This window comes from Mesorhizobium sp. M0217 (assembly GCF_040321955.1).
In the GTDB taxonomy this organism is placed as follows: Bacteria; Pseudomonadota; Alphaproteobacteria; order Rhizobiales; family Rhizobiaceae; genus Mesorhizobium.
On record NZ_JAMYSN010000020.1, the window covers coordinates 47,263 to 73,452 of the forward strand.

18 protein-coding genes and 1 pseudogene are annotated in these 26,190 nt (G+C 61.6%); 8 read left to right on the plus strand and 11 right to left on the minus strand.

Annotated features, from left to right (window positions below; translation table 11 throughout):
• Positions 1 to 160 precede the first annotated feature (160 nt).
• The 4 genes from NKJ18_RS25050 to pdxR form a co-directional block, all read right to left on the minus strand.
• Positions 161 to 2,557, minus strand: a complete 2,397-nt coding sequence (locus tag NKJ18_RS25050; RefSeq protein ID WP_023672394.1) for a transketolase — start codon at positions 2,555 to 2,557, stop codon at positions 161 to 163.
• A 51-nt stretch (positions 2,558 to 2,608) separates the two neighbouring features.
• Positions 2,609 to 3,559, minus strand: coding sequence for a PDR/VanB family oxidoreductase (locus NKJ18_RS25055; protein ID WP_023750582.1), 951 nt, complete (start codon positions 3,557 to 3,559; stop codon positions 2,609 to 2,611).
• A gap of 6 nt (positions 3,560 to 3,565) precedes the next feature.
• Positions 3,566 to 4,057 carry an MOSC domain-containing protein gene (locus NKJ18_RS25060; RefSeq protein WP_023704114.1) on the minus strand — a complete coding sequence of 164 codons (492 nt, stop codon included), beginning with the start codon at positions 4,055 to 4,057 and terminating at the stop codon, positions 3,566 to 3,568.
• A gap of 158 nt (positions 4,058 to 4,215) precedes the next feature.
• Complete coding sequence (gene pdxR / locus NKJ18_RS25065; RefSeq protein ID WP_031245458.1) at positions 4,216 to 5,721, minus strand: MocR-like pyridoxine biosynthesis transcription factor PdxR; 1,506 nt, start codon at positions 5,719 to 5,721, stop codon at positions 4,216 to 4,218.
• Between the two features lie 74 nt (positions 5,722 to 5,795).
• Between pdxR and NKJ18_RS25070 the strand changes: the two genes are divergently transcribed.
• The 6 genes from NKJ18_RS25070 (at position 5,796) to NKJ18_RS25095 (ending at position 15,020) form a co-directional block, all read left to right on the plus strand.
• Positions 5,796 to 7,028, plus strand: coding sequence for a trans-sulfuration enzyme family protein (locus NKJ18_RS25070; RefSeq protein ID WP_352760128.1), 1,233 nt, complete (start codon positions 5,796 to 5,798; stop codon positions 7,026 to 7,028).
• Between the two features lie 52 nt (positions 7,029 to 7,080).
• Entirely contained in the window at positions 7,081 to 7,983 is a 903-nt protein-coding gene (locus tag NKJ18_RS25075; RefSeq protein ID WP_352760131.1) for a dihydrodipicolinate synthase family protein, read from the plus strand.
• 1,162 nt (positions 7,984 to 9,145) lie between these two features.
• Complete coding sequence (locus NKJ18_RS25080) at positions 9,146 to 9,604, plus strand: (2Fe-2S)-binding protein (protein ID WP_023708041.1); 459 nt, start codon at positions 9,146 to 9,148, stop codon at positions 9,602 to 9,604.
• A 3-nt stretch (positions 9,605 to 9,607) separates the two neighbouring features.
• Entirely contained in the window at positions 9,608 to 11,818 is a 2,211-nt protein-coding gene (locus NKJ18_RS25085) for a xanthine dehydrogenase family protein molybdopterin-binding subunit (RefSeq protein ID WP_352760133.1), read from the plus strand.
• A 356-nt stretch (positions 11,819 to 12,174) separates the two neighbouring features.
• Entirely contained in the window at positions 12,175 to 12,627 is a 453-nt protein-coding gene (locus NKJ18_RS25090) for a hypothetical protein (protein WP_156936514.1), read from the plus strand.
• Between the two features lie 329 nt (positions 12,628 to 12,956).
• Entirely contained in the window at positions 12,957 to 15,020 is a 2,064-nt protein-coding gene (locus NKJ18_RS25095) for a carbamoyltransferase family protein (RefSeq protein ID WP_023708043.1), read from the plus strand.
• Positions 15,021 to 15,664: 644 nt separating this feature from the next.
• Here the strand turns inward: NKJ18_RS25095 and NKJ18_RS25100 are convergent.
• On the minus strand, positions 15,665 to 16,303 hold the full coding sequence (locus tag NKJ18_RS25100; protein WP_023672382.1) for an FMN-binding negative transcriptional regulator: 639 nt from the start codon (positions 16,301 to 16,303) through the stop codon (positions 15,665 to 15,667).
• Positions 16,304 to 16,352: 49 nt separating this feature from the next.
• Complete coding sequence (locus NKJ18_RS25105) at positions 16,353 to 17,153, minus strand: helix-turn-helix domain-containing protein (RefSeq protein ID WP_245266008.1); 801 nt, start codon at positions 17,151 to 17,153, stop codon at positions 16,353 to 16,355.
• Between NKJ18_RS25105 and NKJ18_RS25110 the strand changes: the two genes are divergently transcribed.
• The gene (locus tag NKJ18_RS25110; protein ID WP_352760137.1) at positions 17,152 to 18,231 is read left to right on the plus strand and encodes a trans-sulfuration enzyme family protein; all 1,080 of its coding nucleotides are present in this window, start codon (positions 17,152 to 17,154) and stop codon (positions 18,229 to 18,231) included. The two genes, NKJ18_RS25105 and NKJ18_RS25110, sit on opposite strands and share 2 nt — an antisense overlap.
• Positions 18,232 to 18,779: 548 nt before the next feature.
• The gene (locus tag NKJ18_RS25115) at positions 18,780 to 20,426 is read left to right on the plus strand and encodes an MFS transporter (RefSeq protein ID WP_023704122.1); all 1,647 of its coding nucleotides are present in this window, start codon (positions 18,780 to 18,782) and stop codon (positions 20,424 to 20,426) included.
• 409 nt (positions 20,427 to 20,835) lie between these two features.
• Here the strand turns inward: NKJ18_RS25115 and NKJ18_RS25120 are convergent.
• From NKJ18_RS25120 to NKJ18_RS25145, 5 genes and pseudogenes are all read right to left on the minus strand, one after another.
• Positions 20,836 to 21,230 (minus strand): annotated as a pseudogene (locus NKJ18_RS25120) (nodulation factor fucose acetyltransferase NolL); the annotation flags it as partial.
• 1,288 nt (positions 21,231 to 22,518) lie between these two features.
• Positions 22,519 to 24,486, minus strand: coding sequence for a relaxase/mobilization nuclease RlxS (rlxS, locus tag NKJ18_RS25130; protein WP_352760139.1), 1,968 nt, complete (start codon positions 24,484 to 24,486; stop codon positions 22,519 to 22,521).
• A 186-nt stretch (positions 24,487 to 24,672) separates the two neighbouring features.
• Positions 24,673 to 25,359, minus strand: coding sequence for a lytic transglycosylase domain-containing protein (locus tag NKJ18_RS25135; RefSeq protein WP_023704126.1), 687 nt, complete (start codon positions 25,357 to 25,359; stop codon positions 24,673 to 24,675).
• Positions 25,347 to 25,895 (minus strand): S26 family signal peptidase, encoded by a 549-nt coding sequence (locus NKJ18_RS25140; RefSeq protein ID WP_023750576.1) that lies wholly within the window; start codon positions 25,893 to 25,895, stop codon positions 25,347 to 25,349. The genes NKJ18_RS25135 and NKJ18_RS25140 overlap by 13 nt, the downstream gene beginning before the upstream one ends.
• Entirely contained in the window at positions 25,892 to 26,161 is a 270-nt protein-coding gene (locus NKJ18_RS25145; protein ID WP_023672373.1) for a helix-turn-helix transcriptional regulator, read from the minus strand. The genes NKJ18_RS25140 and NKJ18_RS25145 overlap by 4 nt, the downstream gene beginning before the upstream one ends.
• Positions 26,162 to 26,190: the final 29 nt, after the last annotated feature.

A 26,190-nucleotide genomic window follows, 5' to 3' on the forward strand; every position in this document is an offset into this window, starting at 1 on the left:
GGTGACCCTGGGGGTCGCACGAGCTACTCTAGCGCGATCAGAACGTCCACAGTGTCCCTGGCAGCTGTCCGCTTTGAAGCGAACCGGAACGCCCGTGGAAATGGCCGGGCGGTGGACGTGAGCCGATCCGTACCGGCCCGAAGCGTCCGGTAGCTCATGGTCAAGGCAGCGCCTTCCGGTAGCGAACAGCCGGTCCCGCACTCACCGCCTGTGCCGCATGTACGATGGCGTTGGTGTCCAGGCCGTGGTGACGGTAGAGGTCCGCAATAGTCCCCGTCTGGCCGAAATGCTCGACCCCGAGCGCCTTCACGCGATGCCCGTTAACCCCACCGAGCCACGCGAGCGTCGCCGGGTGGCCGTCGATCACGGTGACGATGCCGCAGTCACGCGATAGCGGCGCGAGCAGCCGCTCGATATGACTCAGGGCGCCAATCGCGCCACGCTGCCGGGCTCGTTCCGCCGCCTGCCAGCCCGCATTAAGCCGGTCCGCGGAGGTGATCGCGAGCAGCCCGACATCGCGCCGGTCCTCCGCCAGAAGACCCGTCGCGGCAATCGCCTCCGGCGCGACAACGCCTTGGTAAGCAATGACGACACTCGCGTTGGGCCCAGGCGGACGCAGCCAATAGGCGCCGTTGACGATGTCCCGCGCGAGCGCCGGTTTCATGTCGCGCAGCGGCTGCTCGAGCGGCCGGGTTGACAGGCGAAGATAGACCGATCCTCCGGTCTGATCACGCAGCCACGTCATCTCATCCGGATCCCCCTCGCCATTACGTTGCATGTAATCGAAGGCAAAGCGCATGATCACGGACAGTTCGTCGACGAAGGCCGGTTCGAAGGCGCAAAGCCCATCCTGCGCCATGCCGATCAATGGGGTTCCGATCGACTGGTGTGCCCCGCCCTCGGGCGCCAGCGTCACGCCCGAGGGCGTTGCGACCAGCATGAAGCGCGCATCCTGATAGCAGGCGTAGTTTAGCTGGTCGGCCGATCGGTAGATGAAGGGATCATAGACTGTCCCGATCGGCAGTAGGCGCACGCCATTAATCGAGTGCGAGAGACCGAGCGCCCCGAGCATGATCATCAGGTTCGACTCGGCGATCCCGAGCTCGAGGTGCTGCCCCTTCGGCCCAAATTCCCAGGTAAAGGTCGACGGAATGCGTTCGGCCTTGAAGGTGTCCGCCATGGTCTCCCGGGCGAAAAGGCCGCGCCGGTTAACCCAGCCACCGAGATTGGTCGAGACCGTCACATCGGGCGAGGTGGTGACAATGCGGTCGGCAAGCAGACTGCGCTCTCGTGCGATGTCGTTCAGGATCTGGCCGAAGCCCATCTGGGTCGAGAGCGGTTTGCCGGGCTGCCCCGGTGACGGAAGGGTTTCGGGCACCGGCACCGACGGCGCAGACAGCCTCCTACGGCCCTCACTGAAGAACGGCGCCCTTGCGAAGAAGGCGTCAAGTTCCGCTTCCGGCAAGTTGGCGGCCGCCCATTTGTCCCACTCCTCACCCCGCTTTACGCCCATCTGCAGGCGGTAGTCTTCCATCTGCGTGGGCGTCATCTGCCCCGCGTGGTTGTCCTTGTGTCCGGCAAGCGGCAGACCGTAGCCCTTGATGGTGTAACAGATGAAGCAGACGGGACGGTCATGCCTGGACGCCGCCTCGAAGGCTTCGAGGAGGCTCGGCATGTCATGCCCGCCAAGGTTCGTCATCAACGCCTGCAACTCGTCGTCGGAGCGGCGTTCTATCAGAGTGGTTACCCGCCCTTGGTCTCCGATCTCGTCGAGCAGCCGCTTGCGCCAGGCAGCACCCCCTTGGAAGGTCAGCGCCGAATAGAGCTGGTTCGGACAGCGCTCTATCCACTCGAGCAGCTTCTCGCCCCCCGGCTCGGCAAAGGCAGCCTCTTGCAGAGCGCCGTGGCGCAGGACCATCACGTCCCAGCCGAAGTTGCGAAAAATCTGCTCGAACCGCTGCCAGAGGCCCTCCCGGATCACGGCGTCGAGCGACTGGCGATTGTAGTCGACCACCCACCAGCAGTTCCTGAGCCCGTGCTTCCAGCCTTCGATCAGGGCCTCGTAGATGTTGCCCTCATCCATCTCGGCGTCGCCGATCAGGCTGACCATTCGGCCCTCGGAACGCTCCTTCATCCAGCCGTGACCCGAGACGTAGTCCTGCACCAGTGACGAGAACAGCGTCTGAGCAACGCCGAGACCCACCGACCCGGTCGAGAAGTCGACATCGTCGACATCCTTCGTCCGCGAAGGATAGCTCTGCGCGCCCTTGTAGCCGCGGAAGTTCATGAGCTTTTCGTGAGTCTGGTTGCCCGCCAGATACTGAAGTGCATGGAAGATCGGCGCCGCATGGGGTTTGACCGCCACCCGATCCTGCGGGCGTAGGACCGAACCGTAGAGCGCGGTCATGATGGTGCTCAGCGACGCGGACGAGGCCTGATGCCCCCCGACCTTGATCTCATCGCCCTCGCGGACGTGGTTGGCGTGGTGGATCGTCCAGGCTGCGAGCCAGGAGACGCAGCGCTCGATCTCGTTCAGATATTCCAGTTTCCTCGTCATTCAGTTTCCCGCAAATCAGCTGCCGGTCTCACAGGACCCCCGCCCAAATGGTCAAAGATCGAGTTTCAACAAACCTGTCGCGCGCGACACGCAGGGGATGAAGCGGTGGCCGCGTGCCTCCTTGGACAGGACGGCATCCCGATGGATCGGCTGTCCCGCCAGCATTGCGCATTCGCAGGTCCCGCACACCCCATTCTCACACGAGGCCATCAACGGCACACCGGCCCCGCGCAGGGCCGCGAGCGCCGTGGTCTGCGCCGAAACCTCGACCATCCTGCCCTCACCCAGTTCTATGACGAATGGTTCCGGTGGCGCGCCATCAAACTCGGGAGGCTGGAAAGTTTCGAAATGAACAGTACCCTCGGGCCAGTGTTCGGCCGCGCGCCCCACAACCGCCATGAAGCCAGGCGGCCCGCAATAGTAAACCTGAGCCTCGGCCGAACGGTTCGCCAGCAGCGCGGCGATGTCCTGCCGGGTCTGAGGCTCGTCGTCGAAATGGATCCGCACATTGCCGCCGGGAAGATCGCGCCCGATCGCCGCCAAGAGTGGCGTGAGCGCCCGGCTGCGGGTGAAATAGTGCAACTCAAAGGGCTTGGCCTGCCGGGTGAGCGCGCGCGCCATGGCCAGAATCGGGGTGATCCCGATTCCCCCTGCCAGCAGCAAAGTCGGCCCCTCGCCTGGCTTGAGCGCAAAATGGTTGCGTGGCGCGGAGACAGGCAGTGTGGAGCCGACGGCAATGGTTTCGTGGATCCACGCCGAGCCGCCACGGCCGTCATTCTCGCGCTTCACCGCGATGGTGTAGCGGCCAAGCTCGGTCGGGTCGCCGCAAAGTGAATACTGACGCACCTTCCCTTCAGGCAGATGGACGTCGACGTGAGAACCCGCTTCGAACGCCGGCAGCACAGGTTTGCGTGGGTGTTTCAGGTCGATGACCAGCACGTCGCCCGGCTCCTTGCGGGCGGCGGTCACGGTCAGCTTCATGATGATGCGCGGCGAGGCCATGGCGTTTCACTCGTCGATGGGCAAGATCAGATCACCGGGGCGGATCACGCCCCCGACCTCGATTGTGCAGTTCAGGCCGGAGCGGTTCAGAAGCCCCTCGTAGAGACCCGGAAGCCCGAGCAACTCCTCGATATACTTGCACGGCACATTCATCCGGGCGGCCCTGAGAATCGTTTCCCCGACCCGGAAGCGTTTGCCGACAAGATGGCTAAGCGGAACGCCTCGTGTCGTCAGATTGCGCCGGTGATCTTCGGGTGCGAGCTTGGCCTTGAAGCCCGGAATTCTGGGTTCGCCCTGGGCGATGGCGTCCAAGACTTCAGCTTCGATCAGCGTCACTTCGCGAACGTCAGGACGCGCGGAATAGGTCCCCGTCCCCAGGTAGTAGCGGTCTCCGACAACGCCTTGGCCGGCAATAAGCTGCGCCTGCGCCAGCTCCTCCATTTCATAGGAGGCGGCAGGCGCGATATGGACGTGAAGCAGCTTTCCTCGCCAGGTCATCATCGCTCTCGGAAATTCGTCCGTGGAAACCTGCTGCAAAACTGGCCCGATCAACAGCGCCAGTTGCATGGCATTTTCCCGGTCCAGTTGGCTGTTTGGAAAGAAATACGGGGGGCCCTCGGACCGTTTTCAGCGCCAGCTTTCGGCGTCGCCCCGGCTCAGTTGTTCCGCGCCGGCATCGCGTCTTGCACCTGCTTGACAACCTCTCGCAGGACCTCAACGCCCTTCCCGATCTGCCGAATGCTCAAGGCGGCATAGCCCATGACAAGTCCGACGCGATCGGTGCGGCCTTCGTCCGATGGCCGTTCGTAGAGCGGCGAGATCAGGTGTAGCCCCAGGCCAGCGTCGCGGGCGGATTCGACCAAGGCCGTTTCCCGCGATCGTGGCAGGTCATTGAACCAAACCGCGACGTGCAGTCCCGCATCTGCTCCCTGGACAGTGATGCGATCCCCGAAGCTGTGCTGCAAGGCACCCAACAACGTTTCCCGACGCTCGCCGTTCAGCCTGCGCACACGGCGCACATGGCTTTCGTAGCCGCCGCTCTCGATCAACGATGCCAGCGCTTCCTGTTCAGCGACCGGCGAATGCCGGTCTGCGAATTGTTTGGCGGTTGCGAAGACCTCCTGCAATTCGGGCGGGACGACGAGGTAGCCGATGCGCAGCATCGGCGAGAGCGTTTTGGAGATCGTGCCGAGGTAGATGACAGCCCCGTGGTCCTCGAGACTGTGCAGCGGAGGGACCGGATTGATGTCGTAGCGATATTCGCTGTCGTAGTCGTCCTCGATCACATAGGCGTTGTTGTGCCGCGCCCATTTCAGAAGCTGATGGCGGCGCGCGATCGGCATGACGCCGCCCAGCGGAAACTGATGCGATGGCGTCACATAAGCCAGTCGTGCTCCGATCCCCGCTAGCAACTCGGTCCTCATCCCGTCTTCGTCGACGATGACCGGGATGGGTGAGGCACCCGTACTGGCAAAGACCTGACGCGCCATCCTGTAGCACGGATCCTCGATGACGAAACGGTCGGCGGGATCGAGAAGCAGGCGCGCGCACAGATCAAGGCCCTGCTGCGAACCGTTCACAACTATGATCTGGTCGAGGTCGCAGCTCAGGGTCCGGGCGCGCCAGAGATAGCCCTGAAGCGCCTGGCGAAGCCGGCGCGAGCCGCGAGGATCGTCATAGGCAAGACGCAGCGGGCGCTGCCCCATCGCCTCGTTCATCGCGCGTTTCCAGACCAATGAAGGGAAATCCGACGGTGCCAGGTCCCCATAGCGGAACTCGACCTTCAGCCCAGTCGGCAGATAATCTGGCCAGGGTGACGTCGCGCGCAGCCGCTCGCCATATGCGGACAGGTGGATTGGGCCGACCCGTTTCGCGTGAGTGCGGCCCGTCTCATGGCCGATCAACGAAGACGCAACGCGAGGTCGCGCGCCTTGACGGGCTTCGATGAAACCCTCCGCAGCCAGTTGCTCATAGGCGACCGTCACCGTGGTTCGCGAAACGCCGAGGTCATTTGCCAGGGCCCGGGAGGATGGCAACTGACTGCCGGTTTCGTAGACGCCGCCGAGGATTTGCTCGCGAAGGGCTTCGTAGATCTGGCGTGCACCCATCGCATGCGAGCGCGCTGCAGACCCGGCACTTGAAGACTGGACCATCTCTTTCATCGCCAACTGGATATTTCACATTGGCCAGGTTGCCGTCAATCTTTCGGAACCCCAAGAAAGATCGCAGAGGCCGAATGACCAGCTCCCTTCAATCCGAAACCGATACTCCCACGGGGTCGCTCAACCGCACCAGCCCCGGATTTGCCACCCGGGCGATCCATCATGGCTACGATCCGGCCGGCTTTTCCAATGCCGTCCAGCCGCCAGTGTTCCTGACGTCAACCTATGGGTTCGAAAGCGTGGCAGCAAACGATGCCGCCGCCGCCCTTGGTGGACGGCTCTATGCGCGCGAATACAATCCCACGACCGAGATCCTCGAGCAGCGGCTCGCGATTCTGGAAGGAGCCGAGGCGGGGCTGGTTGTTGCCTCAGGGATGGCGGCCTTCGGCACTCTGATCCTGTCGCTCCTGTCCCAGGGCGATGAACTCATCGTCCACAAGACGCTTTATGCGAACACGCTTGCCATGGTCGAACAGGCGGTCCCCCGCTTCGGCATCAAGGTCGTCGCGGTCGATCTGTCAAATCCCCAAAATCTCGATGCTGCGATCACCGAGCGGACGCGGCTGGTTTTCTTCGAGACGCCGGTGAATCCGCTGAGCCGCATCCTCGACATAGCGGCAATTGCCGAGCGCGCTCACGCGCGCGGTGTAAGGGTTGCAGTCGACAGCACCTTCGCCTCGCCCGCGCTCCAGCGACCGCTTGAGCACGGGGCGGACATCGTGCTCCATTCGCTGACCAAGTACATCAATGGTCATGGCGATGCCCTTGGCGGGGCGCTTCTCGGCGACGCCCAAACGCTCCGTACGCTGCATGAAACGGGCCTGCGCTACATCACCGGCGCAGCGCTCTCGCCGATGTCAGCTTTCCTGATCCTGCGCGGTCTCAAGACGCTGACGCTGCGTATGGAACGGCACAGCGCCACGGCCCTTGCGGTGGCTCGGGCGCTGGAAGCGCACCCGGCGGTGGCATTTGTGAGTTATCCGTTCCTGGACTCGCACCCTGATCAGGTGACGGCGCGAAAACAGATGTCCAACGGATCGGGCATGTTGGCCTTTGGCCTCCACGCTGGATACGAAGGAGCGCGCCGGATGATGGACCGGCTCAACCTGATCATTCGCGCCGTCAGCCTCGGCGATGCCGACAGCCTCATCTATCATCCAGCAAGCCTCATCCGTGCTCGGCAGCCGATCCGCAAGGATGCCCATTTGGCCGATGGAGTCGGCGAGGATCTCATGCGTCTCTCGGTGGGGCTTGAAGACGCTGATGACCTGATCGCCGATCTGCGGCGGGCTTTGGACGTCTTGTAATGACCTGGCGTGCGGTCACCTCTGCGCTCACACATAGATCTGGAGCCTTGCCATGGCATTCCTGAGCGGTCTTTCCGCGTTCCCCATCACCCCGACCAATCGTGACGGCCGCGTCGATAGCGTTGCCCTGCGCAGGCTGATTGCTCGGCTTGGCATTGCTCAGGTCGATTCCATCGGTCTTCTCGGCAGCACCGGCACATACATCTATCTGTCGCGCGAGCAACGGCGGCGGGCGCTCTCCGAGACCTTGGACCAAACGGCGGGGCAAATGCCGGTCGTGGTGGGTGTGGGCGCGCTGCGCACCGATGAAGCCGTGGGGCTCGCGCAAGACGCCAAGGCCCTTGGAGCAGCTGCGGGTTTGCTTGCCGCCGCATCCTACACCCCGCTTACTGATGACGAGGTGTTCGATCATTTCTCCACTGTGGCGCGCGAAAGTGGCCTGCCGATCGTCGTCTACGACAATCCAGGAACGACGCATTTCCATTTCAGTCCACCCCTTGTCAGCCGCCTGGCAAAGGTGGCTGGGATTGTCGCCATCAAGAATCCGACAGACAAAAGCCATGCGATCAAGAACCACCTGACCGCCCAGAGGCGCACACTGCCGGAAGGGTTCTCGATTGGTTACAGCGGCGACTGGAACGCCGCCGAGGCCATGATCGCCGGCGCCGACACATGGTACAGCGTCCTCGCGGGGATCCTGCCCGAGGTCTGCATGACGATCGTCACAGCGGCGCAACAGGGCGATGCGGCCGAAGCGCGACGGATCAATGCCGCGCTGGTCCCGATCTGGAGCCTCTTCAAGGAGTTCTCGAGCCTTCGCGTCGTCTATGCACTCGCTGAATTGCTCGACGTTTGCAGTGCCGAACCCCCGCGTCCCATCCTGCCTCTGCCCCCAGCAGCGAAGCGCCAGATCGCCGCCGCGTTGAAAGGTTTGCCATCGGATGCCAGCCGGTGAACAGCAAACCCCGTTCGGCAAGTGAAAGGTATTTACCCGCTCATTTCGAGAACTGATCGAAAACAACGCACTCGGCGTGCTGATAGCCATGGCTTGAGCGGTATCGACGCCAATAACACCCCCCTTCGAACTCAACAATCGACTGCGGAGGTACAGACTGCGCAGGGCACTCCGCCCATGCCGCACCGTTCGCCTTCAAACTAGGAATGGGTGGTTTATCCATTGGGATGGCATCGAGCCGGCGCTTTACTTTCCGGCCCGGTGCGCGCATTGAAGCCAGTGCCAATGCCGCCGGCGAACACCATACTTCCGTCCTCGACATTCGCCAGAGCACGCTTCCCGACCGCCGTAACTGTTGCCGGGTTCGCAGCCGATGACGATGAACTCACCACTCAGCACGCATTTTGTCTCACCCATTCTTAGCGCCGGCCGGATCGATATGGACTGACACGAAGCTTGGAGACGGTGCCCTCGAGGCCGAACTGGCAGACTTGCGCGAGAATGTCGCTGCCGCCGCTGATCTCGTCGCTCAGAACGATGCCGTTTGGCGGCGTTTCAGCAGGTTAACTAGCGCTTTGCGCCGATCAACGAGTGGCCGATCGCGAAGACCCGCGCCGTCGATCTTGAGCAGGTCGAAGCCGGCAAGCATGGTCCTGACGTCTCCCGCCGCGGCCAAGAGCCCGCTGAAGACTGGGAATGCGCGACAAGCCTTCTGGTCAACGACGAACGCCTCACCGTCTATTATAGCGTCCGAGGCGCCGAGCTCGGCCACCGCCCGGGACGATAGTCGGAAACCTGAGGGTCCCGTCGTGGAGGTTGCGGGTCGAGGTAGGCCCCCATCGATAGTCGTCCCATTTCATTTCGTGTAGCCAATCAGGGCCCTGCCGGACGCGGCCGACCAGCGGTCGATGTTCGCGACGACCCGAATGTCCAGTCTCGTGTAACCCAGCCTAAGCGGCCTGTCCGCCCAAAAAATGACATTCAGTTGCCTCCAGCCTTTCGACACGACCCACTTCACGATCTCGTAACTCGCCAAACTAGCGGCTTGTTGCTTGAGCTGCGCGTTCCTACGGTGTGGTCGCTAGGCCCAGCAACAAGAGCTCGGTTGCCAGGCGGGCGGAGGCTCAACGAGATAGCCAGCTCAGGACAAGGAGAGCAAGCAATGGTCGCTTTTACCCTCAATGGCGAGGCGCGAACACTCGACGTCGATCCAGAGATGCCGCTGCTCTGGGCGGTCCGTGACGTCATCGGACTCACGGGAACGAAATTCGGTTGCGGGCTTGCCCAGTGCGGCGCTTGCACGGTTCACGTTAACGGCATGCCGACGCGCTCGTGCCAGACCGCAGTCGGCGACATCGAAGGAGCCTCGATCACCACCATTGAGGGTGTGTCGGGCAAGATAGGCGAAACGGTCCAGGCCGTGTGGGCCGAGTTCGACGTACCTCAATGCGGCTATTGCCAGTCTGGCCAGATCATGTCGGCCGTGGCCCTGCTTACAGAAACGCCTAAGCCGTCGGACGATGATATTGATTCGGCGATGAGCGGCAATCTCTGCCGCTGCGCCACCTATCATCGCATCCGCGCGGCCATCCACGAGACCGCCAACCGGCTGGAGACTTGAGGCATGTCGCAGTTTCTCTCGAAGCATAACTCCGTGCGGCCCACGCGCCGCCGGTTCCTCGTCGGCGCGGGCGTCACCACCGCTGGCCTCGCCGTAGGCTACCGGCTAGTGCTGGCGGCGTCCGACATCGCACAAACGACTACTGCAAAGGTTCAGGCGAACCCCTTCCAGACCTATGTCGAGATCACAAAGGAGAACCGAGTCATCATCTACTCCTCGCAGTTCGAGATGGGACAAGGCTCCTATTTCGGCATCGCCACCCTGGTTATGGAAGAGCTCGACGGCGACTGGGCGCAGGTGGACGTGGTCGGCGGATATGGCAATACCGCGCTCTACGGCAATCTCGCCTGGGGCGGGGCCGCACAGGCAACCGGTGGCTCCACGTCGATGAGTTCGTCGTGGGAACGCTACCGCAAGGCGGGTGCTGCCGCACGGGCCTTGCTGGTGGCGGCCGCGGCGCAGCGGTGGGATGTGCCAGCCGGCGAGATCAAAGTCGCTTCCGGGGTCGTGTCGCACGCCTCAGGGATGCAGGCGCGCTACGGTGACCTGGCTGAAGCCGCAGCGGGAATGCCGGTTCCCGACGACGTGCCGCTAAAGCCGCGCGACAAGTGGGCCCAGGTCGGATCGGACAGCCTCAAGCGCTACGATTCCGCCGGCAAGACCAACGGCGCGCAGACCTACACGATCGACCTCATGATGGAGGGACTCCAGACGGCCGTTATGATCCATCCGCCGAAGTTCGGCGCCGAGATCGAGAGCTTCGACGCAACCAAGGCGAAGGCACTCGACGGCATTGTCGATGTCGTCCAGACGCCGCGAGGCATTGCCGTGGTTGGCAGGGACACCTGGACGGCGCTCAAGGGCCGCGAACTCGTGGAGGTGACCTGGAACGAGGAGAAGGCCGAAGGGCGCGGCACGGCCGAGATCATGGCCGAATACAACAAGGCAGCAGACGATCTGGGCGCGGCCACCGCGCGCGACGACGGTAACACTCCCGCAGCGTTCGCCAGTGCTGAGAAAATCATCGAGGGGCACTACGAATTCCCCTATCTTGTCCATGCTTCGATCGAGCCACTCAACGCGGCCGCCCGAATCAACGAAGACGGCACCATCGACGTCTGGGGCGGACACCAGATGCCCGACCTTTATCAGGCGGCTGCCGCTCAGGTAGGCGGCACCACGCCGGACAAGGTGAGGCTGCACGTGATGAAGACCGGCGGCAGTTTCGGCCGCCGCGCGGTCTTTGATGCAGATGTCATTATCGAAGCTGTTTCCACAGCGCGTGCACTGGGACGCGGCAAGCCAGTGAAGGTGCAGTGGACCCGCGAGAATGACATGCGGGGTGGGCGGTACCGGCCGGCCTATGTGCATGCAGTCAAGGCGGGGCTCGACAAGAAAGGCAATGTCGTCGCTCTCCATGACCACATCGTGGGCCAATCGGTCTTGGGCGGTTCGACCTCTGCGGCGATGATCAAGAACGGCATCGATCCAACCTCCGTAGAGGGCGCCACCAACCTGCCCTATGCGATCCCGAACCTGAAGGTCGAGCTGACCACCACGGACGTGAACATCCCGGTGCTGTGGTGGCGTTCGGTAGGCTCCACCCACACCGCTTACGCGGTGGAAACCCTGATCGATGAGCTCGCCGCCGCTGCGAACCGTGATCCGGTCGACTTCCGCTTGTCAATGCTCGGTCACCATCCACGGAATGCCGCCGTGCTTAAAGTGGCTGCTGAGAAGGCAGGCTGGGACAAGCCTCTGCCGGAAGGCCGTTTCCGCGGCGTGGCCCTGCATGAAAGCCTCTCGACCTATGTCGCCGATGTGGTGGAGATCACCCTCAACGATGAAAATGGTTTCAAGGTCGACCGCGTCGTCTGCGCGGTAGATTGCGGCACCGCGATAAATCCTGACCAGATTCGCGCTCAGATGGAGGGCGGTATCGGCTTCGGGCTAGGCGCGATCCTCCAGGAGGAGCTGACCCTGAATGGCGGTGTCGTAGACCAAGAGAACTACGATACCTATACACCGCTCAGGATCGAGCAGATGCCGCGAGTCGAGGTGCACATTGTGCCGTCCGAGGAGCCGCCCACGGGAGTTGGTGAGCCAGGTGTGCCGCCTATCGGCCCGGCCGTCGCCAACGCGCTACGGGCGGCGACGGGCAAGACTATCCGCAAGCTGCCGATTATAAAGAACATGTCAGGAATGACACCATGAAACAGCCGCGATGAAGATCGCGCCGTTTTCGAAACGCCTCCTGACAGGCGCTCATCTCCATGGGTCAAATTCCGGCGGCTGCCCGCTCCAATATCCGGTTTGGAGACGGCACCCCGTGTTCTGAACGACCACAGACGGGCCTTGGCGCCGGTTCCACTGAAGAACCGCTTTCGAGACGCAAATGCGTCCAGTCCATGAAGAGCACAACCGTATAGCACCAGGAAGGCTAGCTACCTCCATCGCTTCGGAGACCCAGGCCCTCAGAAAACCGAACCTCCCGAGCTCAGAGGCGCTCGTGATCACAATCGCGCTGGTGCGTGGATCATTGTTCAAGGGTTTGCCGATAGGCAGGCGAGATGGCCGATCGACATGATCTTCGCCCGATGCTCTACAAACACAATGCCAGCCGCTGTCACGGAGTCGCGAAGACGAAGGCAATGTGGGTCGACGCCGATACTCATCGTTTGGTTGACAGAGCGCTTGGAATGCCATGCGCTTCACATCGGAGTAGCCATCCGGGAAGCCTGAAGCGCTTTGAAAACGCATGTGCTGCGGCTGTTATTCATAGCGTGGATGACTTTGATCAAAACAATCGATTTCATCACCCTTCCGGAATCGTGCATGGACAAAAAAGAGCCTCACGCACCAATCACACGCTGCTCTATCGCGTGACGAAAGCTGCCTTAGGAATAATCCAAAGGAGAAAATCTTCCATGCGCCCTGACGTGCAGTGGAGGTCGTGCCGAGAAAGTGAGTTGCAACTGGCCGACAATGTCGGGCGGTGCGACCATGGTCGCTTCGGAGAATGAAATCGGGCCAGTTCACGGGGGCGGTACTGTTATTCGTCGACGGCCGCCCTTCCCAAGAACAGGCGGCATCGCAAGTTGGTTCTGCCGATGAAAACGACATTGCCGGATACATGTCAGCAGCCGCTCAGGATTGGATGATCCAGCCAAGCTCTCGGCGTGATGGCACCGTAGGTGTCACAGTCGAAGCATCTCATTGATCGTTTATGAGGCTTTCTTCGATGCCGCTGATGCCTGACGGGCGGTCGCAGCTGCAGGCGACAACACGGCCTATTTAGTTGGAACAGTCGAGGTAAGCCAATTTGGCTTCCCGTTACTATTTGGAGAAAGAAATGCTGTGTCTAGGAATCAGCGGCGGACTTGACCAAGTCCATGAAAACCGATTCGAGCGTCCGAACGCCTTTATGCACGATGGCGCCGCGGTGCTCGTCCGAGACGGAAAGGTGATAGCCGCCGTAGAAGAGGAACGCCTCAATCGAATCAAGCACTCGAACAAGCTGCCAAGTGGTTCGATTCAATACTGTCTCTCGACGGCCGGGGTTCAGCTCAGCGACATTGATCGTGTCGCGGTCTACGCCAGCGAGCCCTATGCCAACGCCATGCTTGAAGGTATGTCCGCTTCCCAACCGGACATTCTCTCCACTCCGTTGGATGCTAAAATGTTGGTGCAGAACCTGTTAGCGCGTGAGTTCGGCACTAAGTTGGACAGTTCGCGTATTTCATTCGTAGGTCATCATCAGGCGCACGCCGTGAGCGCCTTTGCAATGTCGGGCTTCGAACAAAGTCTCATTCTAGCGATTGATGGCTGTGGTGATTTCCTGTCGGGCCTTGTGGCGGTAGGGTCTGGCACAGAAATTACGCAAATCGAGGCTTTCCCGGAGGACAATTCTCTTGGGCTGTTTTATCTCGAGACGATCCGCTGTCTCGGCTACGGCATGTTCGACGAGTATAAGGTAATGGGACTCGCGCCCTATGGCGACCCCGCTCCCTATCGCGAGCTCTTCGAGCAGTTGTACGAGCTCTCCGCCAACGGTGGCTACCGTGTTCACCTCGACCGCATCGGTCCGGCGTTGCTCCGCAACATCGAGATCAGGCGAAAGGGAATGCCTTTCACCCAGCAGCATCGAGATGTGAGTGCGTCACTGCAGGAAGCGCTTGAGCGGATCGTGTTCCACATTCTCCGGCACCACCGTGAGGCCACCGGCATGAAGCGGTTGTGTCTGGCGGGAGGGGTAGCCCACAACTGCACGATGAACGGCAAGCTGCTGTATTCAGGGCTTTTCGAAGACATCTTCGTGCAACCCGCGTCTCACGACGCTGGCTGCGCATTGGGAGCTGCGCTGATAGTCTCTAACGAGATGGGCCGCCCCGCGCCGCGTGAGCGACTGCAGGAGGTCTATTGGGGTCCTGATCTCGGGAGCGACCGCGCCGTGGAACAGGAACTGAATGCATGGTCCGGACATCTCGAGGTTGAACGCTCTTATGACGTAGCGAGCAGTGCAGCCCACTGGATCACCAACGGCGCCGTGATCGGCTGGGTGCAGGGTCGTTCGGAGTTTGGGCCACGTGCGCTGGGCAACCGCAGCATTCTTGCCGACCCTCGGCCCGCTGCAAACAAGGACCGGATCAATGCCATGGTCAAGAAGCGCGAAGGCTATAGGCCTTTCGCACCATCTGTGCTGGAAGAGGATGCGAGCGAATTTTTCGACCTCCCGGACGGTAAGCACGAATTTCCATTCATGAATTTCGTCGTTCGCGTGCGTGACTCAAAGCGCGCCTTGTTGGGTGCCATTACGCACGTCGACGGTACGGCTCGGCTGCAAACAGTATCGCGCGATGCCAACCCAGCTTACTGGGAGGTCATCAATGCCTTCAAGAAGCGGACAGGCACTCCAATTCTGCTCAATACGTCCTTTAACAACAATGCTGAACCGATCGTGGATACGGTTGCAGACGCGATTGCCACATTTTTGACGACAGAGCTGGATGGACTTGTGGTCGGGCCCTTCCTGGTAAAAAAACGGGCTGCAACGCTGCAGGATTGGACTGCGCTTGCGATTTCATTGCCTCCCTCAGTCTCCCTCCATCAAACCCGTGCTTACACAGCGCGAGATCATCAGGAGACTGTCTGCGAGATTATTCCGAACCACTCCAGCATTGACAGTGTGCGAATTTCAAACGACTTGTTTAATCTACTGATGCGGATCGAGGGCGAAGCCGTGTTGCGAGATCACCTCAATATGATTGAGCCGGATCAGGCCAGGCATGCAGCTCTAATGGAGGGCCTGCGAAGACTGTGGGAGCAGCGCCTGGTTCGGTTGCATCCCTCACAAGCTGGTCGGATGGATCATGGGTCCGATCAAACGCTGGACCAGCCCAATAAGCAATCAGCCTGATAGAGATGCACCTCAAGCTCGGCCAATCAAGGGTGTTTGTCGACCCCGCCTGCGAGCTCCCGCTGTGATTACGGGGTCGTCGCCTACGCGGCGGCGCCCACCAACATCTCCATCAGTCGCTTCGGCGACAAAGCCAATCATCTCCCGTAAGAGCAAGTGCTTTCGGGCAAGGTCTGCAGGTTCAAGGAGTTCGTTGAAGGCGCCGCCAGCTGGAGCTGCGTCGAGCGCATCATCGCGCATGGTCGAGCTCGGCGCCCAAGGGAAATCGCCCAATTCGACACGCGTGCGTTTGCGCCTCATTCAAAACCGCTGCGCGGGTGGTCGAGGTGAAATCGGAAGTCCGTCTGTGCCAGCCGACGACGTTCCCGCAGCGCATCCTGCACATCGCCCTCGATCGCATTCCTCAACTCGCGACATACGACGGGGCGCAGGCGCCGGAAACGAACCCGCCCACCGCAACCTGCAAACTCCCGCCTGTCCTCACGACGGAGCAATCCTGTCGCCTGACCAGGCGCGTGGAAAAGCATCACAAGGGTGACCACAGCGTCGCTTCAGGCCGTCAAACGCTATTGCCGTGCGTCAAGGCGGACTAGGTGACCCGTCGGGAAGCCGGCACCAGCGGCTTTGTCGGGACAAGACACATGCTATTGGGATTTGACCGCCGCAGCCGCGAGCATCGCTTCTCCCATCGCAATGGCCCCTTGGGCACGCAGCATTTCGCCAGGGTTCTGAATGTCGCGCAACTCTTTGTTCTGGCTGAGTTTTGATTTTCCAACCAGGCCGGTGATCTCGATCTCCAAGGCGACGATTGCCCTGACCATCGTGTCGATGAAGTCCTTCGGCGCGTCGCCCATCTTCCATGGGACCGGCTGCGAGGCTTCTTGCATGTGAGTGAGCTTCGCCACGTTGCGGCGCACATACCGCTCATCATCCCGGACAGTGATGCGTCCGTGGGCATGGACGACGAGATAGTTCCAGGTCGGCACCTGCTTGTGGAATTCATGCTTGCTCGGATACCAGTTCGGCGAGATGTAAGCGTCGGCCTCACGGAAGATTACGAGAACCTCATCGCCATTGGCGACTTCCTCCCAGACTGGGTTCTTGCGAGCGACATGGCAATTGAGAACGCCCTTGTCTCCCTTCGAGCGGTCAAGCTCGAAAGGGAGGTGGTTCGCGTCCAGCGTGCCTTTGCTTTGGGTGACGAGGATACCCAGCGGGTGTCTCTCGATAAGGTCAAACAGGGCGTTCTGATCAGGGACGGCAAAATGAGGCGGAACGTACAACGGTTTATCTCCTGTCGCGAATGTGCGGTTGTTAGTAATCGGCGGGGCCTTACGGAACGTGCCCCTGAATCTTCGCTGCCGTCGACGAGTGCCCCGGATTTCGGTGTCCACCACGCTCAAGCACCGCCATCGTGAAGTGGGCGGGCACATCAGATGCCGCCGCATATGAGTGAGGTTGGTCAGTGACAAGCCGCGCACTCTCGCCTTCGCTTAAAATTTCCACGTGGGTACCTACCACAACGCTCAGGGCACCCTGACTGACCGAGATCAGCTCGCGCGTATCCGGACTATGAGCGTCCGCGGAAAAGACATCGCCCGGCATCATGACCCAGCTCCACAGTTCGAACATCGTGCGTCCCGAGGTCGACGAATGCAGTTGCGCAGAGCTTCCCTTGGCGCTCGTCCAAAGCCTCCTGGTCTCTGTCCGCTCGATGGGAAGGCGCACCGTGGAAGGGTGCTCGTTCAACAAATCGGCCACCGAGAGCGAAAACGCCGCCGCCAGCCGACACAGTATGCCGATACTGGGGTTCGCCCTACCCTGCTCCAGCGCGACCACGGTTCCCTTCGATAGGCCACTTAGTTTAGCCAGGCGATCCAGGGTCAGGCTTTGGTCACGCCTCAAGTCTCGGATCCGGGCTGCTATCGCTTGCCCAAGCGCTTGCTCGGCATCAAACGCTTCCGTAACATTGGTCATTATATTGACTTGGGTCCTCGGCTCACGTATTGCGGTCAGTATAATGACCGGCACGAAATTGCAACTGCCCGTTAGGAAGGAATAACCGATGCGTTTTGAGACGAAGGCGATCCACTGCGGCCGAGGTGTCGACGCGTCCACGGGGGCCGTATCCATGCCGCTGCACACCAGCACGACGTTCGAACGAGGCGCCAACGGGTCATTTCCTTCCGGCTTCGAATACACAAGGGATGGAAATCCGACACGCAATGCGTTCGAGGCGGCCATGGCGACGCTTGAGGGAGGGGGAGACGGCATCGCCTTCGCTTCGGGCATGGCCGCAATCGCTGCAGTTTTCGAGAGCCATCCGTCGGCGGGTCGGATCGTTCTGCCGGATGACATGTATTTCGGCATTCGTTCGCTGATCGAAGAGACCGACATTGGGTCTCGCTTCGACTTTGCCCCCGTCGACATGCGCGATTTGGACGCTTTGCGCGCCGCGGTGACATCGAAGCGGACTGACCTCGTCTGGGTCGAGACGCCGTCAAACCCGATGATCCGCGTTGTCGACATTGCGGCCATCTGCGCAATCGCGCACGAGGCAGACGCCTTGGCGGTGGTGGACAATACGTGGGCCACCCCAGTGCTTCAACTGCCACTCGAAATCGGGGCAGACGCGGTGATGCACTCGGCGACAAAGTACATTGGCGGCCACTCGGATTTGATGGCCGGTGTCGTCATTGTCCCAAACGCGTCACCCCTCGCTCGCCCATTGCGGATGGTCCAGAAACACAAGGGCAGCGTCGCAGCGCCCTTCGACTGTTGGCTGGCGTTGCGGGGCCTGCAGACATTGCCGGTCCGCATGCGCGCCCATTGCGAAGGCGCCCAGAAAGTGGCCGAGGCCCTGGCGTCTCATCCGCGCGTCGAAAAAGTGCTCTTTCCTGGTTTGCAAACTGATCCGGGACACGATCTTGCTACGCGGCAAATGAGCCATTACGGAGCGATGCTATCCTTTATCGTCGAGGGCGGAGCCGATGCTGCAATGGCCGTGGCCGGCCGCCTGAAGATTGTTGTCCGGGCGACAAGCCTTGGCGGGACGCATTCTCTGATAGAGCATCGCGCATCCGTTGAAGGTGCGAAGTCCAAAGCGCCAGGCGGATTGCTGCGAATTTCTGTAGGGCTTGAACATCCTCAGGACATTATAGATGACCTGATGCAGGCCCTAGGCGAAACCTGCAAAGCGGGAGTCCAATGACGGGTGCAAGAACTCTGGCGCCGCTTTACGTGACGGCTGGCGCAGCCGACGATCGGCAGAACAATGTTCCTGCTGAGTAGAACGCACGTCCTCTGGTGAACCGCTACCGCCGTGTCGCATTGTCTCGGGCGTGGTGGTCGCCTGGGTGATGAACGTCTTCGGGTTTCCGGACGATGGCCACGCGCTCGACCGGATAGCGGAAATACCCAGATTTGCCGTTGACCTACTGCTGCTCGACCTCGTCGGAGATCGCGGTCAACAGATGGGATGGATGTGCTGGCACTACGGCAGTTTGACAAGCCGGCCATCGGGGCGCTAGCACCGTCCAAAGCCAAGAGTCGCAGGGCAGAACTGACCGCACCCAGCGGGCTGCGGGACCCATCAGCTAACGGCCAGGTTGGTACCTCAAGGCGCATCAGCACCATGGATGTCACATTGTCCTTGTTGCGAGCGCGATTTCGGAACTTCGTTGTGACGCAGTCTGTGCACAGAGCGCACCGCTGTAAGCAAATGAGCGGACGAACGACACCCAGTGGGGGAGAGAAGTGATGCGGCGTCAAGATCCTCCGCGCTTTGCGGCAAACACACTGATCCCTCTTCACAACCCGGTCTTTCGTTCTATCTGGACAGCCACGCAGATATCCAGCCTTGGCTGGCTGGTGCAGAGCGTGGCTATAAGCTGGCTCATGGCGACGATTTCAGCCTCCGATCTAATGGTTGCGCTCGTACAGGCTGCATCGACACTGCCCGCGTTCTTCTTGTCGATCCTTGCTGGAGCCATTGCAGACAGCTTCAGCCGCCGCGGCGTGATGCTTGCCGGACACTGCCTTATCGCACTGGCATCCACGGCGCTGGCACTCGCTGTGGGACTGGGCTTTGTTAGTCCATGGCTGATCCTGGGACTGAGTTTCTTGGCCGGATGCGGCTTTGCCTTGAACGATCCAGCATGGCACGCGTCGGTAGGCGATATCCTGGAAAAGCGCGACATACCCGCCGCAGTGACGCTGATGTCGGTGGGCTACAACGTGGTTCGGAGCATAGGACCGGCGCTGGGCGGTGTAATCTTAGCTTTGCTAGGCCCCCTTACGGCTTTCGCCCTCGCTGCGCTGAGTGACCTGGTCCCGTTGAGCGCTGTTCTGCGCTCAAAGTGGCAAGTTCGCTTTTCGCCTCTTCCGCGCGAGCGGATGACTACGGCCATTCATGATGGCATGCGATTCACGGCAATATCCTCAGAGATCAGAGTGGCGATTGTGCGTGCAACCCTATTCGGGCTGTCAAGCATCTCGATCCTTGCTCTGCTCCCCCTCCTGGTTCGCGACCAGCTGGCGGGAGGGCCAATTGTTTACGGGGTGCTATTGGCTGGCTTCGGCACAGGCGCCTTCATAGCCGGCATTGGCAGCAGCTACTTGAGACGCATTACGTCCCAGAACCGATTGATCACGCTCGCATCCGTTGCTTGCGCAACGTGTTGCCTTTTGATGGCCCTCACATCGTCGGTGGCTGTGGCGGCGATCGCGCTTGCAATCGGTGGCGCTGGCTGGGTTGTCACCTGGACCGGAACCGACGTGTGTGTGCAGTTGGCAAGCCCAAGGTGGGTCGTTGGTCGGACCCTGTCCATCTATTACGCCCTGACCTACGGCGGCATGGCAGCGGGCAGCTGGATCTGGGGTGCTGTCGCGCAGTACTATTCGCTGACGTGGGCTTTGGAAGGTGCTGCAGCGGCACTGTTGCTGGTCGCGGCTGTGGGAAAGCTATTGCCAGTGCGGCTATGGGAGGAATCGGATCAAGCGGCCGTCGACTTCAGGCCACCAGAACTGGCCCTCCCTTTGAAGCCCAGGAGCGGTCCGATCGTGATCAAGGTGGAGTACTCGATACCCGAGGAGAGTATCGATGAATTTCTGAGCTGCATGCGCGAAAGGCGGCGCGTTCAGAGCCGCGCCGGTGCGCGGGACTGGACCCTCCAGCGCGACCTTCAGAAGTCGACGCTTTGGACCGAGACATTCCGCACGCCGACATGGACGGACTATCTTCGTCTAAACCATCGGCTGACGGTGAATGACAGGGAGGTAGGCGAGCGCCTTGCCGCTCTGCACATGGGTGATTCTCCGCCTCGCATCTCACTTTCAATCGAGCGGTCGACAAGCCCCGCCCCCGGCAGCCAAGTCCAGCCTGTGCCTTTTGTATCGCGCCCGTGAGATAACCAAGACTTGTCTGGGCTTGGACACGGAACGAGCTACTCCTTGATTTGTCGAGCCTGCCCGGATTGCAAATCGTTCCGGCCGGTTAGGCGAGCATGAGGATTCGCGCGGCAATTATGTCAATCACGGGTCCCATGTTCAGCCCGCCCCCCCCTCTGCCGCCAGATCGGCTTGAGCACGGATTCAGGTCGCCCGTCCTTTGCATAGCGGCGGGCAACGAATAGCAAGGGGGCGGAGGGTATCCCCGTCTGCGAAGCGGGCAGAGGAGGAATCCGCAAGGCGGGTTGCTGGGGAGAGGGGTCGCGCGCCTCTTTCCGCCTCACTTAGAAAACGTGCGGCCAAGCACGTTCATGTCGGCCGTGGGCGGCCGCAACAATTGCCTACAAGGCGCAAGCGTCGTCACATATTAAGCGTAGCCGTGCGACAACCATCCGTGGTCACGCGCAATCCTGCGAATTGTCAAGCGGAGACAACGATCGCGGCACCAAGCAAAGTGGCGAACCCGATTCTGCTCGGGAGATCCCAAAGCTCTCCGAACCCTATTAGATCCATGAAGCGAAACACGGCGCCCTGAAGCAGGTAAAGCAGCAGTGTGCTCTGACCAAGCTCCACCGCAACAAAGCGAGCTACGCGAGTTGAATGGCCAACTCTCCAGCATAGGAACATAAGCTGCATTGTGACTGCAGAAGTTGCTCCGGAGCCAATGAACATCAGCAACACTTGTCTCGCCGACTCTCCATCGTAGATCGAAACGAGATTGTTGTAGACGTAAGTCTCCCTTCCCCAAACAAGAAAGCACACTCACGGCGTGCCGAGCAGCTTGGCCAAGGAGCCGCACTGGGGCCTCCGAAGTGAGTGTTATCGCTCAAGCAGCCACGTCGGCGCGGCCTAAAATCTTCGATGAGCGCGTCAGGAGAGCGTCGATCTCCACATTTCTTCCAGGAGATCGTCCCCACATCATCATGGCCACGGCTCTAACGGGCTGGTGCCCTCCCTTTCCCGTTTTTTGTCTCGATGCTCGGTTGCGCCGCCCGCCGGGGCAAGGCAAAAAAATCGTCGAGGCTGAGCCCCCACTGCGGCTTCGGCGAAATATTCATCCACGGGTTCGCATCACCGCGGGCAGCGGGCGAGTTCGTCGATAGGAGTGCGGATGGAAGTAGGCGATGCACATCGTCACCAGCGGCTCAGATTGTGTGAGGTCCACGGCTCGCTGGTTTCCGCCGACGACGGCGCGGACGGCATCGGTATGCGCAGAGCGGGTCCGTCGGCTTGGCGTCAGTTTCGGGGCAAGGGGCTATTGCTGGTCGCGCGGCGCTGAGTTGGGCGGAAGGATCGACGGCGCAACCCGGGGCTCCCGCGCGACGAGCAGGTTTTTTTCCCGGTCTGACCTGGCCTCGACTCCAGATGTCGCGATGACCGACGTGGCCGGCGCGATTGAACGGGTCTCATGCCCAAAGCTGCCTCGGTGCCCAGTAGCGGCACCGCATGACCCACCCGGCGCTGCTCGAAGTAAACCGCGGCCAGCCAACATCCGAAGGTGCGCCAGACCCGATGTCGCGGCGGCCTGATGGCTCCGGCGCCGTGCCGCGGCAGAAAGCTGCCGATCTCGTCTGGCATGGTCGCTGACCGCATCGTCACCCGGGCCATCGCAGCGACTTTTCTCCGTTACAAAGTCCCCGCGGGACGGACTGCCAGTTCACGCCAGGGCCAACAGCACCCGCAGGGGCGACCGCCGCGTCTGCCGGTCCTGCGAGTAGAATAAGATCGGGAAGTGCGGCTTCATCCTCGATGCCAGAGCTCGCTTCGCCGTACCGCGGCCGCCATAGCCCCTTGCGCTATCACGAGTCAGCCCACCTTTCTAGCTGGCAGCCATCGGGAGCCGATCCGCAACCACAGGGCGGCACCTGTCGGCCCGGCTTCCGTGTCAACGCAGAACATGATGCATATTCCCAGCGCTTTTTGACAGAGCGAACTACAAATGCAGAACACTGACTCTCCGCCAAATGAATGCTGCGAGCAAGCAGCAGGCGGAGGAACTCCGTCTGGGCTGAGTACCTGTTTCAACGTGAACAAATAAATTGTAGCCAGTTCACGAAACGCCAGGCCCGCTCCTCTGCCGTCCGATCGTCCAGGAAATCCCCTCGGCGCGCACCACGCCAGACACCTCCTTGCCGATATGATGCTCAAGCACCGGCCGCCAGGGCACCAGCGTGAACTCGCGCGATTTCTCGATGACAGCGTATTTTCCGCCGGCGAGCTCGACGCAGCGGCGCAGCGTACCGTCTATTCGATTGCCATGCTGCGCTTCAGAATACGAGAGCCCGAGTTCGTCCGAGAGCTGACTGGCAACACGGTTCAGCTCTCGTTGGCGCAGCATTGAAAGCATGTTGGCGCGATAGATGACCCGATCCTGCGCATCATGGGCAAGACCTTGCGCGATCAGCCACTGCTGTCGGCGGGCCTGGACCTGACGTACTTCTCGACCGAAGCCAGAGTCGCGCAAGGACTCAGGGTGGGCTGATACCAGCTCCTGGTCGATCCAGGTGGCGCCGTCAAAGCCTACTTGGCTCTCCAGCGGCATTGATGAGAGCTTGTCGACGACAACAGGCTGGGCCCTCGCTCGTTGACGCTCGTAATCCGCGACGCGGTTGAGATGGTCGGGCGCGACTGTCCATGTGCCGTCCGGCTCGCGCTCGACGCCACCGGTCGCACGGCGGATCGCCTCCAGTCGCCGCACGTGCGTTTCGGCAAAGCGTTCGGTGGCCGAGGGGTCATGCTTGAGATGGATATCGATGCTGTAGCGCCCCTCGTTGACCGTGGCGATGCCGGCAATTGTGCGGTCGACTTTTCTTGGCCCGGTGTCCCTCGGCCTGATCCGCACTATGCAGCCTTCTGGTGTCGGTTGGGTGGCCTCGCCTTTGCCGATATCAAAATAGTGGCTTTTGCCGTCCACGCCGTCGACGACGAGGTAATGGCGGTCAGTGATTTCGTCGGCCAGCCCGCGCCCGACGACACGTCCGACCACGGTTTGGGCCGACCCGTCGGATCGATCGTGGATAAGATAGTCGGCGGCACTGCGGACGAGCCCCTTGCCGGTCAGCTCGCGATGGATGGTCTTGACAATGTCGCCGCGCTCGCCGATGCGGCGTAGCGTGGCTTCGAGATCATCCTCCAGGCGCCAGCGACCCGAAGGCATCTCCTCGACGAGACCCATCCGCTCGAGCTTGCGCAGGCGGCCCTGGTGCAGCGTCTGGCGAAAGGTGTCTCGGCTGGCTGGTGAGACATGCCCCTCGTCGCGCATGCGCATCAGCTGCCGGTCGATGCTGGTGAAGCGTTCCTGCTCCATCTCCTGGCGCAAGCGCTGCTCGATCTCGCGGTCGGTGCGCGGGCCAAGGTCGAGGCTAACCAGTTCGGCTGCGCGCTCGCGCAGGCCAGAGGAGATGTAGTCCCGCGCGATGACGAGGTTTTCGCCGTGATCGTCCCTGCCGCGCACGATGATGTGGGTGTGAGGATGGCCGGTGTTGAAATGGTCGACGGCCACCCAGTCTAGCCTGGTGCCGAGGTCTTGTTCCATTTGCGCCATGAGGCGCCGGGTGAGCAGCTTCAGGTCATCATACTCGATACCGTCTTCAGGGGCGACGATGAAGCGGAACTGATGACGGTCACCGTTCGCGCGATCGAGAAAGGCCCTGCCGTCCGCGTGGTCTTTGTCGGCAGCGTAGAGCTCGCCACGCTCGCCTTCCCGGGTGACGCCGTCGCGCTGGAGGTAGCGGAGGTGCGCACGAGCTCCGTCGACTCCCTTGCCGGCCAGCTTGACGATGCGTGCCTTGACGACTGCGCGCCGCTGCCGAAACGCCGCGTGGCGGTCGCGTGCTCTAAGAACGGCGGCAGCAGCCCCGCCGCGCCCCACCCGGCTTCCGATGAAGCGGCTGCCGCGTCCGCTCCTGCCGCCTGCTCGGTTGACCGCGGCCTGGACCTGGCCAGCGTAGCGTTTGCCCGCCTTCGAGCCGCGCGAGCCAATTTTGCCGAGCCTCGGCGTGAATTCGTCATCCTGCATGCGGCCTCCGATGAACCAGCAGCAAAATCAGAGGCTTGCGCGCCAGACCCTCCTGGACCCGCAGGCAACCTCCCGGGAAAACGATGTGCAGACAAACACTTCGCCGCCTCAGGAGGCGATGCCTTTATCTTGCCTTCCGCGGACCTGCCTCCCTGCCCCCCGCCCGAACCGCGGTAGCCGCTGCCCTCACCTGCGATCCGGCCGGCCTGACCTTGCTCGCTCCGATCCGAGCGGCACCAGGAGGTGGCCATTCGGGCCGGTCACGGAAACACCGTTTCGGAGGAAAAACAGCGACTGCCCGGAAGGGATTCCCGGCGCGCTTTTGGAACGGGATTTGTCGGTGAGCGCGTCCATATCGGCGGCCGAAATGCCCGCCGCCTTGACCTCTTCCAGATACGAAACCGTCTCGCTGGGCAGTGGCCGCCCACGCTGCAAATGCTGTTCGTAGCGCTCCGGCCCGGCGTTATAGGCTGCAAACAGGCCTGGAAATCCGAAGCGGTCATACATGGCGCGCAGATAGGCAGTGCCTGCCAGAATGTTGTCGCGAGGGTCGTGCGGGGCGGCTCCCAGGCCAAGCTCTGCGCGCAACTCCTCGTAGGTGCCTGGCATCACCTGCATCAGGCCAATGGCACCGGCGCTCGACGTGACCGGCCGTCCATTGAGCCTTGTCTGCCCCCGGCTTTCGGCATCCATGACGGCATAAATCCAAGTCTGTGGAATGCTGAAACGCCGGCTTGCTTCGGCTACGAAGGGCTGCCATCTTGCAAGCTGCGGACTATGGGAGATGACGACCGGCTTCGTGTTGGTCGCCGCGGAACAGGAGCATGGTGCGAGAGACACCATGCCCAGCATCAGGAGGGTCACTCGGTCCATAGCGGCACGAGCCTCCCGATGATATTTTCGGTCGGCACCGGCCCGAAATAGCGGCTGTCGAACGAGCGATTTTTATCGCTGCCGAGTAGGAAAACCTCGGCATCGGCGAGCTTTCGGCAGGCATTCCACCAAGGCAGCGGACGGTGCTGCGTGTCGGTTGCAAGCCGGCGCGCGACAATCTCGCCGCCGATGATGATGGCGTCGCCGAAGGCGCAGACATGCTCGCCAGGCAGCGCGGCAAGGTGCTTGACCATGGGCACGTTGCTGGGCAGATAGAAGCGTTCGGCGGCCAGATCGACGACCGGTCTTGGCGGGCGGACGAGTACGAGATCACCAAGAGCCGGCGATCCGGACGCGACGCGATAGAGGCCGACCGGCGCACTCGCCGAGGCGTTCCAGACCAGCCAGGGCGATGGTTTGCCGAAGGCGGCGAAGCCGATCAGGGCAAGGCCCATCGTGGCCACGGCGATCGTCTTGCGCGCCCGAATGCGCCGCAGATGGCTGCCGATCAGATGGATGGTGGGACGCCGGCTCATGAGCGGCCTCCCTCGCCGGCCGAGCCGGAATCGTGCCCGCCGTCCTCGGGCCCGGTCTCCTGCGCGTGCCCCTTCGACCAATCGTCGAGTTCGTCGATGTGATAGCGGACATAGCGGCCGTGTTTGCGGAATTGCGGGCCGCCGCCTTTGAGGCGCATCTTCTCCAGCGTGCGCTGGGACAGCCCGATATAGAAGGCCGCCTGCGCGGTATTGAGAAACGGACTGCCCTTCTTGGCGCGGGCTGCGCGTTCGTTTTCGTCGTCCATGATGATCCTCGTTTCGCTACGGACAAGCG